This window comes from Bacteroides sp. Ga6A2 (assembly GCF_000702225.1).
Taxonomy (GTDB): Bacteria; Bacteroidota; Bacteroidia; order Bacteroidales; family Bacteroidaceae; genus Ga6A1.
Genome location: NZ_KL370874.1, coordinates 66,148 through 83,037, shown reverse-complemented (window position 1 = coordinate 83,037; position 16,890 = coordinate 66,148). Strand labels below are relative to the sequence as shown.

The 16,890-nt window shown below is 43.6% G+C and carries 9 protein-coding genes; 8 read left to right on the top strand and 1 reads right to left on the bottom strand.

Translation table 11 applies throughout. The annotated features are described in order from the left end of the window. Positions 1–496: 496 nt before the first annotated feature. The 7 genes from T538_RS0115845 to T538_RS0115815 all read left to right on the top strand — a co-directional run bounded on the left by T538_RS0115845 (position 497) and on the right by T538_RS0115815 (position 12,694). Positions 497–3,730: a SusC/RagA family TonB-linked outer membrane protein gene (locus T538_RS0115845; protein ID WP_051656187.1), complete on the top strand. Its 3,234-nt coding sequence runs from the start codon at positions 497–499 to the stop codon at positions 3,728–3,730. Between the two features lie 80 nt (positions 3,731–3,810). Then, positions 3,811–5,679, top strand: coding sequence for a RagB/SusD family nutrient uptake outer membrane protein (locus T538_RS0115840; RefSeq protein WP_031535630.1), 1,869 nt, complete (start codon positions 3,811–3,813; stop codon positions 5,677–5,679). Positions 5,680–5,691: 12 nt separating this feature from the next. Next, the gene (locus T538_RS0115835) at positions 5,692–6,468 is read left to right on the top strand and encodes a hypothetical protein (RefSeq protein WP_031541539.1); all 777 of its coding nucleotides are present in this window, start codon (positions 5,692–5,694) and stop codon (positions 6,466–6,468) included. A 67-nt stretch (positions 6,469–6,535) separates the two neighbouring features. After that, entirely contained in the window at positions 6,536–8,311 is a 1,776-nt protein-coding gene (locus tag T538_RS0115830; protein WP_031535626.1) for a DUF6057 family protein, read from the top strand. Between the two features lie 7 nt (positions 8,312–8,318). Then, positions 8,319–9,824, top strand: coding sequence for a TolB family protein (locus T538_RS0115825; protein WP_034539391.1), 1,506 nt, complete (start codon positions 8,319–8,321; stop codon positions 9,822–9,824). Between the two features lie 247 nt (positions 9,825–10,071). Beyond that, positions 10,072–11,367, top strand: coding sequence for a hypothetical protein (locus T538_RS0115820; protein WP_031535622.1), 1,296 nt, complete (start codon positions 10,072–10,074; stop codon positions 11,365–11,367). A 97-nt stretch (positions 11,368–11,464) separates the two neighbouring features. Further along, positions 11,465–12,694, top strand: a complete 1,230-nt coding sequence (locus tag T538_RS0115815) for a hypothetical protein (RefSeq protein WP_031541538.1) — start codon at positions 11,465–11,467, stop codon at positions 12,692–12,694. A gap of 99 nt (positions 12,695–12,793) precedes the next feature. Here T538_RS0115815 and T538_RS0115810 read toward each other — a convergent pair whose 3' ends face one another. Continuing rightward, positions 12,794–14,092: an ATP-binding protein gene (locus T538_RS0115810; RefSeq protein WP_031535618.1), complete on the bottom strand. Its 1,299-nt coding sequence runs from the start codon at positions 14,090–14,092 to the stop codon at positions 12,794–12,796. A 989-nt stretch (positions 14,093–15,081) separates the two neighbouring features. On the opposite strand from T538_RS0115810, the gene ilvD reads away from it, so the two are divergent. After that, a complete protein-coding gene (gene ilvD, locus T538_RS0115805; protein ID WP_031535615.1) occupies positions 15,082–16,890 on the top strand; it encodes a dihydroxy-acid dehydratase in 1,809 nt (602 codons plus the stop codon).

Genomic DNA, 16,890 nt, shown 5'->3' with positions numbered 1-16,890 from the left:
TTTTCCTTTCGGAAATAAAATCGACAAAATCCATATATATTAGTGTTATCGTTAACAGTACAAAGATGAATTAAAACGGATTGGAATCTAACTACCCTTAATTTGTAACGTGTACTTTGCATATTCCCAAAATTGAAGTGTTAAAATTTCTTAAAATAGAATTTGTATCAAAATTAGATAAAAAAATATCATTTTTTGATGCTCTATATTTCTATTTTTGTGACGAAGTAAAAAAGAGGAAAGCCATTACTTTAATAACCTAACATGAGTTTAACTTCGAATAAGGTGATGAAAGAAAAAACATTGCTTTAATGACCTAACACGAGATTAACCCCCAAGGTGATAAAGAATAGCCGTTAATTTAATAACCAGAGAATAACAACAAAAAGGTGCAAGCCTTTAATTTAATATCCTAACAAGAGATTAACAAAAGGTTAAAAGCCTTTAATTTAGTACAACAGTATATATGGATTTAATTACTAGAAAACAAGCGCTAATGGCAGGGGCATGCATTGCTTTCCTGTTAGGCGGTACTCCTGTGCAAGTATTCGCCTCTAATGCTACAGCACCTGTTGAAGCAAGCGCACCGACACAGAAAGTCGTAGGAACAGTAGTTGATCAGAGTGGCGATCCAATTATCGGCGCAAACGTGCTGGTAAAAGGTACCCGAAATGGTACAATTACAGATTTTGACGGACGCTTTACTATTGAAGCGCCAAGTGGAGCAATTCTGGTTGTCTCTTACATTGGCTATGTTCAGCAGGAAGTGAAAGTCACCGGCGACAAGTTGACAATTCAGCTCGCTGAGGACTCTAAGAGTCTCGAAGAGGTTGTAGTAGTTGGTTACGGTACAATGAAGAAAAAACTGGTTACCGGTGCAACTGTTCAGGTAAAGGGTGATGATATCGCCAAGTTGAACACAACTAATGCACTCGAGGCTATGCAGAGCCAGACTCCGGGTGTGCAGATTACACAGTCTTCTTCACAGCCGGGTAAGGGCTACAAGGTATTGATTCGTGGTGCCGGAACTATTGGTAATGCTGCACCTCTTTATGTTATTGATGGTGTAGCAGGTGGTAACCTCGATGGCATCAACCCTAACGATATCGAGAGTATCGATGTCTTGAAAGATGCCGCTTCTGCTGCAATCTACGGTTCTCGTGCTGCCAACGGCGTTATCCTCGTTACAACAAAGCAGGGTAAGGCTGGTAAGATTGAAATCAGCTACAACGGTGCTATGGGTTGGTCTAATGTTTACAAGCGTCCACAGCTTCTTAATGCTAAGCAGTACATGACTATCATAGATGAGTTCACCTTCAATACTTCTTCTGCTGATAAGTATATGGATTGGGCAAGCTGGGTTCCTCAGGATATCCTTAATAAGGTAGAGAATGGTTGGGAAGGTACTGACTGGTGGGACGTATTCCAAAATAAGAATGCTCAGCAGCAGAATCATTCTGTAACAGTAACAGGTGGTTCAAATCGTTCTAAGTTTGCAATGTCTTACACCTATACTGATAATGAAGGTATCATGGGTGCAGACAAGGCTTCTTTCTATAACCGTCATACAATCCGAATCAACAGCGACCATGTGCTCTTGAGAGTTAAGGACTTCGATGCTATCACTGTTGGTGAGAACATCTCTATTGGCTATAGCAAGAATCACGATTTGGCAGAGGATGGTATGTATTGGAGTTATATTCACAGTTTGCTTCAGACAGCTCCGATGTTGCCACAGTATACAGACGACGGTAAGATATATAACAATGCCAATGCGGGAACAGGCTGGAACTCTGTATTGTTCAATAACCCTTGGGAGAACCTTGAGAAGGGTGGTTTCAACTCTATGGCAGAAAGCCGCAGCATCAATGCCGCAGCAACTGCGTTCTTGGTTATTCAGCCAATTAAGGGTTTGAAGTGGCGTTCTCAGTTTAACTACAACTGGAGTGCAGGTGCTTATCGTGGCTATGCAGAACCGCGTTCTCCGAGCCCAGGTACTGGTACAGTTACAGAGTATAGCCTTAGCCAGAACACTTGGTTGAACTCTAATTTCTCTTTTGAAAATACTCTTACTTACGATCTTCCTGTAATTAATGGTCATAAGTTTAGTGCCATGGTTGGTCAGAGTTTCCAGAGTACAGCTTGGAGCACAAACCTTTCAGGCTCTAACAAGGTTGCCGCTGGTGAGCAGCTTGCAACGCTTAAGGGCTGGAATTCTGCATGGTTGTCTAACTTTAAAGTTGGTGACTCTGGTGCTTCTTTGAGTGGTGGTCCAAATGATGAAGAATACCTCGCTTCTTGGTTCGGTCGTTTGAACTGGGACTTGAATGAGAAGTATATGGCTACCGTAACTATGCGTTATGATGGTTCAAGTATCTTTGCCGATGGTCATCGTTGGGGCTTCTTCCCATCAGTATCTGCAGGTTGGGTAATCAGCAATGAAAGCTTTATGGAAAGCACTCAGAACTGGATGGATTTCTTGAAGATTCGTGCATCTTGGGGTCAGAACGGTAACAACCAAATTTCTAAGTACCAGTATCTTGCTACAATTGCTCAGTCTGGAGAGTATAACGACAATGGTTACAAGTTTGGTTCAAGCATGGAAAACTCTGTTGTCTCAAAACCTAATACAGGTGCTTACGCAAACATCGTTCCTAATCCAGACCTTACTTGGGAAACTTCTGAGCAGCTCGACTTCGGTTTCGATGCTCGTTTCCTTAGCAACCGTTTGGGCGTAGTATTCGACTGGTATAAGAAGACAACTAAGGACTGGTTGATCGTAGGTCCACATAAGGCTGTTATGGGTACTAACCCAGCTTACATCAATGGTGGTGACGTTGAGAATACAGGTATTGAGCTTGCTCTCACTTGGAACGACAAGGTTGGAAAAGACTTCAACTATAATGTAGGTGTTAATATTGCTACCAATAAGAATAAGGTAACTCGTATCGCTAACGAGAATGGTTACATCAATGGTCCGGATAATGTCCTTTCACAGGGTACAGACTATATCTACCGTGCAGAGGTAGGCAAACCAATTGGTTACTTCTATGGTATGTCATATAGTGGTATCTGGCAGAATCAGGAGCAGATCGAAGCTGCACGTCAGGCTGGTAAGGCTGTTCTCGACAATGCACAGCCGGGTGACTGTATTTGGGATGACTGGAATGGTGATGGCGTGATTACAAATGCTGAAGGTGCGACTTGCGACCGCCACGAGATTGGTAATCCTAATCCTGATGTAACTCTTGGTATCAACCTCGGTTGCTCATGGAAGGGCTTTGACTTTGCAATAAACGGTGCAGGTGCATTTGGTATGCAGGTTATGCGTTCATATCGTTCTTATTGTGATACCCCATATCACAACTACGATACCACAATCTTGAACCGTTGGCATGGTGAGGGTACATCAAATAGTGTACCACGCCTTTCAGGAACAGGTCATCCAAACACACTTTATGTGTCTACCCGTTATATGGAGGATGCAGACTACTTCAAGATTAAGGCTGTAACTCTTGGTTACGACTTCAAGCATATCTGGAAGTCTTGCCCATTCCAGCAGCTTCGTCTATATGTTCAGGCTCAGAACCTCTGCACATTCACTGGTTACACTGGTCTTGACCCAGAGGTTGGTTCATCTGGTGGTACTGACAGTTGGGCATCTGGTATCGATTTGGGTCTATACCCACCATCTCGTACATATATGGTAGGTGCAAGTATTAAATTCTAATTCGACTAATAAGTATGAAGAAATATATTTTATCAGCATTAATTGTTGGTTCAGCAACTTTGTTAACATCTTGTAACGACATGCTGGATACAGATCCACGTGTTACAGAGATGACCCAGGCTACTTTCCCGGGTAAGCCTGCGGATGTTGAGGCATTGAATGCTGCTACATATAGCATTTTGAATGTCTTGGGTGGCGGTGATAAAGGCGGTTTGCAAAATAACCCTAACTACTGGTGGGAGATTATGTCTGACAACTGCTTCGGTAGTGGTGGTTTGCAGGATAAGGAGGTTAAGTCTCTTCATTATCTTGTAGAGGCAAGTGCCAATCAGTTCGAATCATTGTTTGTAACTCTCTATGGTGGTATTGCGCGTGCAAACAACCAAATTGAAACTATAGACAATGTGCCTTGGACAGAAGGGCAGAAGGAACAGCGTAATCAACTTCTCGGCGAGGCTTATTTTATGCGTGGTCTCTATACTCTCTGGCTCACACAGTTGTACGGTGACGTTCCATTGGTTACTTCTACAACCATTACTCCAGAGATGGAGCAGGAGGTAAGTGCAGAGGATGTTATCTATCCTCAGATTCTTTCAGATTTCGTTTCAGCAAAGAACCTTATGAAAGCTGAGAGAGCAAATGGTTCTGGTCATGCCGATAAGTATGCTGCCGAGTCGTTCATTGCCCGTGCTTATATGTTCTGGGCTGGTTTCTATAAGAATGCAGGCGAACTTGCAACAGCTTCAGTTCCAGCCATCAACCTTGTAGAGCAGGAGGGCTGTAATGTTGCATCTCTTTCTAAGGATGATGTTATTGCAAACCTTAAGGATGTAGTCTCAAATGGCGGCTATAAACTTTGTGAAGATTTCCGTTCACTTTGGCAGTATTCTAATAGTCTCCTTTGGGATGAGGCTCACGATGGTGAGAATGGCGAGAATGCTGCGGGAACTCATGCTTATAACTTCATTGCAGACATGAAGCGTGAGAACTGCTTCGACCAGCCTGGCATGGGTAATGGTAATACCGAGGAGATTTTCCAGATTCAGTTTATGAATGCTTCTCACTGGAATATTGGAACTGACTTCTACAAGAATCAGCGCCAGTATTCTAACTATGTGTCATGTTTCTGGGCTCTTCGTTGTAACGGTAATAATGGTGATGTTAATCATACTTATCCTTTCAACGAGGGCTGGGGTCAGGGAACTCCTTCAACAAACATCTGGAATGATTGGACTGCAGCTGAAAAGGCAGGAGGTTATACCGATATTCGCAAACTTGGTTCTTTGATTGACTGCGATAATGAACTTGCAGAATATACATACGTTAAGGACGATTGTGAGGAATCTGGCTATTCTGTTAAGAAGTATGCTCCTGTAACTCTTGATGCTTGTGTCGATGATAATGGTAACCATAAGAAAAACGATACATGGTGGACTAAGGCTCCTGGCTTTACTACAGGTTCGCTTGGTAACAGCCAGCAGGGTGACCACTTTGAGGACTTCTACTTGATGCGTTATGCTGATGTTCTTCTGATGCTTACCGAGCTTACAGGTGATGCTCAGTACATGAATCAGGTTCAGAAGCGTGCAGGAGTTCCTGAAACTCCATACTCTTTGACTGCTGTTCAGAACGAGCGTCGTTGGGAGTTTGCATTCGAGGGACTTCGTTTCAACGATATGCGCCGTTGGAGTGGTAAGAACCCAACAGCAGATTCTTACGCACCTAAGGCTCTGCAGCGTCAGGAAGGTCAGAAGATTGTGTGTCTTGGCGATAAGGCAAACAAGCGCGAAATGAAGCACATGACTTGCTCTTGGACCGAGCGTTACATTGCTACCAACGGTTTCTTGGCTAAGCCTCAGTCTCAGATTAACCTTATGAATGGTAAACTTGTGCAGAACGCTGGTTGGGATGCTGCTGATGCTAAGACACAATACGTTTCACTTTATTAATAAGAAATTAAGATGAAAAAGATATTATCATTTTTGTTTGCTGTCACGGTATGTGCTTTCACTGCTTGTGATCCAACTCACGAGGATATCAGCAATGGCGGTCACATCTCGGTTGACGAGCTCAAGGCAATGACTTCTGTTACTGTCGACAATGATGGTCAGGGTCATAATGGAAACGTCATTACTTGTTCGACATCAGCACCTGTCAATGCAAGATGGGATGTTGGTGGTAAGGAGTTCCTTGGAAATTATGCAAAAAGAAAAATGAGAGTTGGTGATTATACCGTTACTCTTACTGCTCTTTGTGCAGATGGTACTGAAGTCAAGGTGGATTACCCTATCAAGTGTGAGGTTGAAACTGATATAATCAAGAAGTTCTGGATTTATGGTGAAGATCCTGCAAAGCAGCCAGAATTCTGGCTTGAGTCAGGTGACGCCGGAGCTGGACGTTTCAGCGATAATGAAGGTAAGTATTTCCCATATCTTAACAAAGAGACCTATTTTGGACTCAAGACACTTGTCTTTGAAATTACCGATACAGAAGAGGGACAATTTATCTGGGAAACCGAAAAAGAGGATGTTGGTCTTACTATACGTGTCATGAATGGTTGGTGGAGTACCAATTATTATGATAATGAGACTCCAACAAAAGGCTATTGGGAACTTCCAATCACCGAAGAAATGGCTAAGGAGTGTGCTGCTGAAAAAGATGGTGGTGCTGGTAAAGACCTTGACCTCTTGATGACACGAGGAAGAATTAAGATCAAAGCTTGTTACTATGAGTATTAATTATTCCTTATAGGAAATATTCAGGGCTGACTCAATTAAATGAGTCAGCCTTTTTATACCAAAAAAGATGATAAATATCAGCAAAGTTTCTAATGGCATTCTGTGTGTGAGCCTGTTGGCTTTCATTTCTTTTGTCGCATATATATTATTTATAAATCAGGAGGTATTCTATACCGCTCACGACCGTTCTGAGTTCATCTTCGGAGCGCCTTTCTTCCATAGACTTCTGTCTAAGCCTTTTGGACTTATTCAGTATGTGGGAGCCTGGCTAACACAACTTTTCTATCGTCCTGCCTTGGGTGCAGGAGTGCTGGCGGCTATCTGGGCTCTTATATTCTATGTTGGTTCTAAGGCATTCAGGTTGAATGGAAGTGCCGCTGCCATGATGCTCTTGCCTGTAGCCTGTCTGCTCACATCGGTTGTCGATTTGGGCTATTGGGTTTATATCTCAACTCTGAGGGGCTATTGGTTCTCGCAGTCGGTAGGTTATCTCATTACGCTGTTGCTTTTGTGGACGGCACGTTGCACTCCGCGCAAATGGCATATTATATGGTATGTATTTGGTTTTGTCGTCTATCCGGTGCTTGGGTGGTTTGCTTTGCTTTTTATTCTGTGTCTTGCGGTTGTCGAGAAAATTACATGGCGTGAGATTGTGGGCATAATCTTGCTCATTTTTGCCGCCCTTATCTGGCACCGCTTATTCTATTCAAATCTGAAATTCGACGATGTCGTGTTTGCTGGTTTGCCTCGCTTTGTAACTCCAACTGACAGTAGTACGCACGCTTCCATTCCGTTTTGGGTGCTTGGTGGCATATCTATTCTCATTTCGCTGTGTGGCAGGTATCTCGACAAGTGGATTGTACCGGCGTTGTGTTCTGTAGCCGGTATCATCTTTGTTTCGTCGTTGATGTTTAAGGACAAGAACTATATCGACGAGATGCGTATGGTGCGCTATGCCGAAGATGACAACTGGAAAGAGGTTCTTAATATCGCAACTGATGCTAAGAAGCCAACGACTACGATGGTATTCTTGAAGAATATAGCCCTTATGAACGAGGGCGGTTTGCTCGACCGTTCATTCAAAATGGGCAATATAGGTGCAGATATCACCAATCCTGATTCGCTTTTTGTCAGTCTTTTGAGTATTGCATCCCCTTTGGTATATTATAATTATGGCTTGATGAATGAAGCCATCCGCCTGAATTTTGAAATGGCAGTACAAAAAGGTTTTTCGCCTTTCTATTTAAAAATGTTTTCGCGTTGTGCCTTGGCTAATGGAGATGAAAAACTGGTTGAACGCTATACTACATTGCTGCATCATCATCCGTTTTATGCAAACTGGCAGCCTGCCAAGGTCGCGAAAAATGTTGTAGACTTACAAAAGGCATATTCCGACGAACTTACGGGCGTTGAGAACAGCGATAGTTACATTGTTAATACAGTTAGCCTGTGGCGCGATTCGGATATAAAGGTCGCATCAGAACAAGCGTTGTTCTATTCGATGTTGCGTTGTAACTCACAATGCTTCTGGCCATCGTTGCGTAATTATTTAAAAATGCATGAGGGCGGGGATTTTCCTCTGCATGCGCAGGAGGCTTATATACTGTTTGTTGATAGAGCCCCGGAAGAAAAGCGTATGATGATTCCTGTTGAAGAGGAAATTTATAATCGCTATAAGCATTTTTGTGATATATTGTCGAAACAAGTAAAGCCTGGAAAGACTATTGGAAAGGTTGCTGAAGAAATGCGTGAAGAATTTGGAGATACCTATTGGTATTATTACTTCTTCGGAAGGCAATATTCTAATACCGTTAACAGTAAAGATAGCGAAATAGCATCATAAGAAAATCATGAGAAAAAATATATATTATTGTTTGTTTGGAGTTCTGTTGCTCCTGTCATCGTGTGTAAGTCATCCTGATGTTCCTTCAGCATCTAAGGATGCCAAATGTCAGCCCGACATCTTTCCCGATTATTGCGATGTTACCGTGCCTTGCAATATCGCTCCGCTCAACTTTATGCTTCCAAAAGATGGGTATGAAGAGTGTGTAGCGCGCATCACCATGCCCGACGGCAAGCAGCAGACATACGGCGATGGCGTTAAGGTGCAGATTCCAGAGGATGAATGGCACGATATGCTCGATGCTTCGAAAGGCAAGAGCATAAAGGTTGAGGTGTGGGGCAAGAAAAAAGGCGAGTGGCTGTCGTTCAAGCCTTTTGAAATACGTGTTGCCAAAGAGCCTATAGACGAATATCTGTCGTACCGCCTTATTGAGCCGACATACGTTGCATGGAGCTTTATGGAGATTGCCCAGCGCAACCTCACCACGTTCGAGGAGACTCAGATTTTCAACAACGAGATTACGATGAATGACAGGGCAAAAGGTCAGTGCATAAATTGCCACAGCTATCAGAACTATAAGACCGACAACATGCTTTTCCATGTTCGCCTGTCTAATGGTGGAACTGTGATTGTAAACGACGGCAAGGTTTCGAGGGTAAACATGAAGCGCGACTATACCATCTCGGGAGGAGTTTATCCGGCATGGCATCCAACGGCTAAGCTGATTGCCTTCTCGACTAACCAGACTCGACAGGCATTCCACACGGCGAACGACAATAAGATTGAGGTTTACGACCTTGCCAGCGATATGATTCTCTATGATGTGACGACCGACTCGGTAACAATTGTAAGCAACGACCCAGAGCTTCTTGAGGTTTATCCAACATGGTCGCCCGACGGTAAGTATCTCTATTACTGCAAGTCCGTTCCGCTTCCCGAGGAGATGCGCGACAAGGATATAAGAACAACATATCCGAAGGTGCAGTACAACCTCTATCGCCGTTCGTTCGATGTGGCAACGCATAACTTCGGCGATGAAGAACTTGTCTACGATGCCGCATCATCTGACAAGAGCGTAACCCTGCCGCGCATCAGCCCAGATGGCAGATATCTGTTGTTTGCACAAGGTCAGTACGGCTGTTTCCATAGCCGTCATCGCGATGCCGACATCGTTTGCATACCTATGGAGAAGTTTTCGGGTACGCCTCTCACAGTCGAGGCAGCTTCGTTTGTCGACCTTAGTGCTCTAAACAGCAAGGAGAATTCTGACAGTTATCCTACATGGTCGAGCAACGGACATTGGATTATGTGCGCCAGCCGTCGCGACGACGGAAATTACAGCCGTGTGTATTTCTCGTACTTCAACAACGGAAAGGTTGAAAAGGCATTCCTTATGCCGCAGGAAGACCCCGAATACAATACCTTCCTGCTGAAGAGTTACAATCGCCCAGAGTTTATGGTTGAGCCTGTAAGGATTAGTGTTGATGAATTTAGTAAGGTTTTTGACCGATAGCATAATAATGAATCTTCGCGGAGTGAGAACTCTCGTTTTTTTCAATAAAAATATCATATAAAAATTGTTATATTTTGTTTTATTTGTGTACTTTTGCAAACCTTTCAGTTTCTATTGTTTATGGTTTGCAGCACATTCACAAGCAGAATATTGACAAGGTGAGTTACTGTTGTTGCATTTGATCTTTATAAATCAGGTAAATCCCAAAATAAGTATTAAAATCTTGCTGCGATATTTTTGAAAAACAATGAAGAAAATCATTCTTTTCGCGCTGTTGGCTGTTTCAGCCACAATGGCGATGGCGCAGATCAATCCCAAATCGGGAATAATCATTACAAATTCAGGCGACACAATCAGAGGTATTATCGACTTCCGTACAAACGAGACGCTCTCAAGAGAATGTGAGTTCTGGGCAGAAGGTGAAAGCGAGGGTAAGACTTACGAGCCCGGTGACATCGAAGGCTTCAGGTTCGACGGTAACGGCAAATATTTCGTTACGCGCAAGCTTGATGTCGACGGCAAACCGCGTCTGTACTTTGCCGAATTTATGGTTAAGGGCATGATGAACCTTTACTGTGTGGCCGACAATCCTAATGAGTACTTCTTCTTTGAGCGCGAGGATGGCGAGATGGTAAAACTTACCAACATACCGCATTCCTCTTGTTTGTCGACATTTCAGGAAGAAGAGGATTTTATGCGAATAAAGAAGGAACAGTACGGAAAGGTGAGATACCTTCTGAAAGATTCGAAGACGGCTATCGAAGATATAAAACAGAAAAACTTGCTGAAAACAAACTTGTCAAGAAAGGGACTTGTAAATGTGGTACGTGACTATCACAATGATGTATGTACCGATGGTAGCACATGTATGGTGTACGAGTACGATGAAAAATCCGACAAGCCAAAGTTCCGTTTTAAGGTATTTGCAGGTTTTGCATACTATTCTAAAGTGAGGCCGGAACTTATGATTTTTTCACAAGACAGAAACGCTGAGATTTGGAAAAGTGTCAGTTATTCAGGGTCTTCATTCGAATTCGGTATTGGAATAGAAAAGGGTATTGAGCGATTTATGAAGAACGGCAGCATAGAGTTGTGTCTGGCATATTCTCCAAAGTGCAGTTTTGAACGTAAAGACGTAGCTTTTGACGGGAAAAGGCATTATGACGCAAAATACGAAAGTGATGCCAGAATGGCTCTTTCTTTAGGTTTAGTCAAGCCTTATGGTAAAGGCAAGATTCTTCCGCTTGTTCGTGGTGGTGTAATGTTTGAGCCTACCGTAAATTCCGGAAAAGAGAATTTACTTTATGCAGACTCTAAGTCGTATGTTCCCTATAATAGTGCAGGTTCTACTGACGTTGGCATTTGTATTGGCGAGAAGAAGACGGATGCAGGTCCGAAGATTGTTCCGTCTGGGGTTGGCATTTATCTCGGAGCTGGTGCGCAGATGGCGGTAGGCAAGCATTTTGCCAGACTGCATGCCAACTTATATAGTGATTGGAATACAACGATAAAGTGGGGCATTACCGCAGAGTTCGTACTGTAACAGACTAAGCATAGAACGAAAGAATCCCATGGCTCTACTATTTTGCCATGGCGTTCTTTTCGTTTTTGGTAAACACTAAACATAGGTTATTTATATAATGAAAAAAATCATTCTTTTCGCGCTGTTGGCTATTTCAGCCACGATGACGATGGCGCAGATCAATCCAAAATCGGGAATAATCATTACAAATTCAGGTGACACAATCAGAGGTATTATAGACTTCCGTACAAACGAGACGCTCTCAAGAGAATGTGAGTTCTGGGCAGAAGGTAAAACCGAGGGTAAAACTTACAAGCCCGGCGACATCGAAGGCTTCAGGTTCGACGGTAACGGCAAATATTTCGTTACGCGCAAGCTTGATGTCGACGGCAAACCGCGTCTGTACTTTGCCGAATTTATGGTTAAGGGCAAGATGAATTTGTACTGCGTGGCCGACAATCCTAATGAGCACTTCTTCTTTGAGCGTGAGGACGGCGAGATGGTAAAGCTTACCAACATTCCGCATTCCTCTTGTTTGTCGACATTTCAGGAAGAAGAGGATTATATGCGAAATAAGAAGGAACAGTACGGAAAGGTGAGATACCTGCTAAAAGATTCGAAGACAGCTATCGAAGACATGAACCAGAAAAACTTGCTGAAAAAGAACTTGTCAAGAAAGGGACTTGTAAATGTGGTACGTGACTATCACAATGATGTATGTACCGATGGCAGTAATTGTATGGTGTACGAGTACGATGAAAAATCCGACAAGTCAAAGTTTCATTTAAAGGCATTTACGGGGTTTGCATACTATTCAAGAGAAAAACCGGAACTTTTGGATTGGTATGCTGAAACTCATTCTCAGGAATGGCAAGGTGTCAGCTATTCTGGTTCTACATTCGAGATTGGTATAGGAGCTGAGTTTGGTATCGAGCGAATTGTGAAGGACGGTAGCATGGAGTTGTGTCTGGCATATTCTCCCAAAAGTAGCTTTGAACGTAACGGCATAACTTTTAATGGGAAGAGACATTTTGATACAAAATACGAAAGTAAGGGCAGAATGACTCTTTCTTTAGGCTTGGTTAAGCCGTTTGGTAAAGGAAAGATTCTCCCGTTTGTTCGTAGCGGTGGAATATGCGTTGTTGATTTCGGAGAAAAGGAAACAGCCTACGAAGGCTCTTGGATGTATAATTGCTACGCTATGGGAAGTACATGGTTTACTGGTGCTTATCTTGGCGGTGGTGCGCAGATGGCGGTAGGCAAGCATTTCGTCAGAATGCACGCCGACCTGTATGCCGATTTGCATACTATGACAAAGTGGGGCATCACCGCAGAGTTCGTATTATAATAATTAAGTATAGAGCGGAAAAAACGAGGAGTCAATCCTTCTTTTTCCGCTCAATGTTTTTTTGCAGCATTTCGGCTAAGATGGCAACGAACTGAAATGTCATTCCTCGGAAATGTTGTGCATACTTAAAGTATAGAGAGGAATGTTTGTGAGCCAGTCTTGACGGCGGTAGTCAGCCATCGATATGCGGATTCCGTGCAACCCTTTGAATTTATCTACAAAGAATTTAAGACTTTTGGCTTTCAGATTTTCCTCTGCTTTTACTTCTATCGGCAGGATTTTGTTGTCGCTCTGCATTATGAAATCCAGTTCGCCACGCGAGTTTTCTGCAGACCAATAGAAAATGCTGTCGGCGCTCGGCTTTAATTGCTGGTAAACGTATTGTTCGGTGAGTGCTCCTTTAAATGTCGAGAACAGTTCATTTCCGTTTATTATAACGTTTGCCGAAATTTTGCTCATGGCGCACATTAAACCGATGTCGAGCATGTAGAGTTTGAACGCGCTGAAATCTTCGTAAGCATTCAGTGGAAATTCTCCGCTTTTTGTTCGGTTTACCTTGCTCACAAGACCTGCATCTATCAGCCATTCTATAGCCAGTTCAAATTCCTTTGCCCGTCCTCCGTCCTTTAACATACCATACAAAAATTTGCGGTTCTCCTTTGCAAGCTGACCAAGAATAGAGTTCCATACCATTCTTATTCGTGGCACTTCGTTGATTGGTGCATGCTTCGAAAAATCGTTGCTGTATGTTTCAAGAATGTCGTCTTGCACGGTTCTAACGTCAGAAAAATCGTTAGTCTTGCAATAAGTGTCAACAACTTCTGGCATTCCGCCGACAACGTAATATGTCTTCAGCCATGAAATAAGTTTGTCTTTTATGGTGTGTATAAGTTCCCAGTCGCCCGACTTGATAAGGTCTACGTATTTCTTGCCAGCCACAGCGAGAAGAAACTCTTCGAAATTCATTGGCGACACATCGATGAAATTAACTTTGCCAACAGGAAACGAGTCGTTGTTATGCATGGCTATTCCTAGCAGCGCCCCAGCACAGATAATGTCGTATTCCGGAGCATTCTCGCAGAAGTATTTTAGCGATGTTATTCCGCGCGGCGCAGCCTGAATCTCGTCGAAGATAAGCAGAGTTTCGGAATCTATGTCTATATCTTTTGCAAGACTTATGGTTGTAATTATGCGTTTAGTGTCGAAGTCCTTCAGAAAAACATTCTGAAGCATTTCGTCTTCTTCGAAGTTGATGTAGACGGATTTCTCGTATGCTTCTTTGGCAAACTCCTTGATAAGCCAAGTTTTGCCAACCTGCCTCGCACCTTTAATAATGAGTGGCTTGTGCCTCTTGTTTTCCTTCCACTTGTATAAATCTTTTATTGCAAGTCTTTTCATAAGCCAGATATTTTCTGCAAAAATAGTAATATTTTTCGCATCTTTTACACTTTTAAGGACGAAAAAGTGTTAAACCTCTACACTTTTAAGGACGTAAAAATGTAACTTATGTTGAAAATCAGACGTTTTACTGTTTTGGGGGATTTCGTATAAAATACGCGAATTCGGGATAATTTATACATTCCTTACTTATGCAACGCATGGTATTGTTGCTTCTGTAAAATATAATAGATCTGACTATCTGTGTATTATACTCATTATAGACGCTGAAAGCGTCTCCGCTTAGTAACCGTAGGTCGGCACGACCTGCGGAATAATAGCCATCAACAATAAGCACTCTGAAAGAGTGCCCCATCTGTCGCAATGGGCGACCGCTTTCAGGGTCGAAAATATCCATATCATTTCTGTTCGCAGATCCTACGGATGCTGCGGTTACTGATAGGTGACGCTTTCAGCGTCATTCAGAATAATCATTTCATGATATATGAATATAGTTTTTTTATTCAGAACTTAATATAAAACGCCGCTGATTAAGTTCTGCAAATGTGGAAATTAAAATAGTAATCTTTTATAGAATGTCATGACTGGGAGATTCATTCTTTACAGCTGTCAATAAAAACTCGGCAATCAAGCATCTGGAAGAAAAAACGCAGGGCTCTTCAGTAACACTTTTCAAGCAGCATCAGCCGAAAATCAAAATAAAGTATCGGCATAGGCTCTTAAACATTATTTTTTATCAATAAAATTTGTTTATGTAAAGAAGATTGTTTATTTTTGCGCTCGATTGATTAAAGACTGTAAGTTTTTTAATGTTAAAAGTAACTAAATATAATCATAGCGTGGTGATTCGCCTCGTGGTCGTCGTGGGAAACCCTATGGCGTGAGAAAGGCGTGACCATATGTAGTATGATTGCAAGATATACAGAAGCCTTTCTTTCACGAGAAGGGCTTCTGCTTTATATATGCTAAACTAATAAATAAGATATAAGATGAAACACCAGTTACGAAGTGCATTCAGCACAGAAGGTCGCCGCATGGCAGGAGCCCGCGCTCTGTGGGTTGCCAACGGTATGAAGAGAGAGCAGTTTGGTAAGCCAATTATTGCTATTGTCAATTCATTCACACAGTTTGTTCCGGGACACACACACCTGCACGAGGTGGGACAGCTGGTGAAGGCTGAGATTGAGAAACTGGGCTGTTATGCTGCTGAATTCAACACTATCGCCATAGACGACGGTATTGCGATGGGACACGACGGAATGCTCTATTCGCTTCCTTCGCGCGACATCATCGCCGACTCTGTTGAGTACATGGTGAATGCGCACAAGGCAGATGCCATGATTTGCATCTCTAACTGCGACAAGATTACTCCGGGAATGCTCATGGCCTCTATGCGTCTAAATATCCCAACAGTTTTCGTTTCTGGCGGTCCTATGGAGGCTGGAAAGTGGAAGGGCGAGAACATCGACCTTATATCTGCAATGATTAAGGGTGCTGACGAGACAGTTTCTCAGGACGAACTCGACCAGATTGAGGAGCACGCTTGTCCGGGTTGCGGTTCATGCTCAGGTATGTTCACCGCCAACTCTATGAACTCGCTCAACGAGGCTATCGGCTTGGCTCTTCCGGGCAACGGAACAATTCTAGCAACACACACAAACCGCATACAACTGTTCAAAGATGCAGCTGCACTTATAGTAAAGAACGCATACAAATATTACGAGGAAGGCGACGAGAGCGTTCTGCCAAAGAGCATAGCCACTCGCGAGGCATTCCTCAACGCCATGACGCTCGACATTGCCATGGGCGGTTCGAGCAACACCGTGCTTCACCTTCTTGCAATTGCAAACGAGGCTGGCGTAGACTTCAAGATGCAGGATATTGACAACCTTAGCCGTAAGGTTCCGTTCCTCTGCAAGCTTGCGCCAAACACACAGAAATATTCTATTCAGGAGTGCAACCGCGCCGGCGGTATCCTCGGAATCCTTGGCGAGCTTAACAAGGCTGGCTTGCTCAACACATCGCTCAAGCGCGTAAACGGCGCAACCCTTGGCGAGGACATCGCTAAGTACAGCCTTACAGGTGCTACTATCGACCCAGAGGCACAGCGCATCTACGAGTCTGCTCCGGGCGGAAAGTTCAGCACAAAGATGGGTTCGCAGAGCAGCAAGTGGACATCGTTCGATACCGACCGCGCAAACGGATGTATCCGCGATGTTGAGCATGCTTACTCAAAGGACGGCGGTCTGGCTGTTCTGTTCGGAAACATCGCTCAGGACGGCTGTATAGTAAAGACTGCCGGTGTTGACGAGAGCATCTGGCACTTCGAAGGTCCGGCAAAGGTGTTCGACTCTCAGGAGGATGCCTGCGAGGGAATCCTTGGCGGAAAGGTAGTTAGCGGCGATGTGGTGGTAATCACTCACGAAGGTCCTAAGGGCGGTCCGGGTATGCAGGAGATGCTTTATCCTACATCCTACATCAAGAGCCGCCATCTCGGCAAGGAGTGCGCGCTTATTACCGACGGACGCTTCTCGGGCGGTACATCAGGTTTGAGCATCGGACATATATCTCCAGAGGCTGCATCTGGCGGCAACGTGGGCAAGATTGTAGACGGCGACATCATCGTTATCGACATACCTTCACGCTCAATAAACGTGAAACTGACTGACGAGGAACTTGCAGCCCGTCCACAGCGTCCGATGACAAGAAAACGTATTGTTCCAAAATCGCTCAAGGCATACGCTTCGATGGTAAGTTCTGCCGACAAGGGTGGTGTTAGAATTATTCCAGAAGACTGA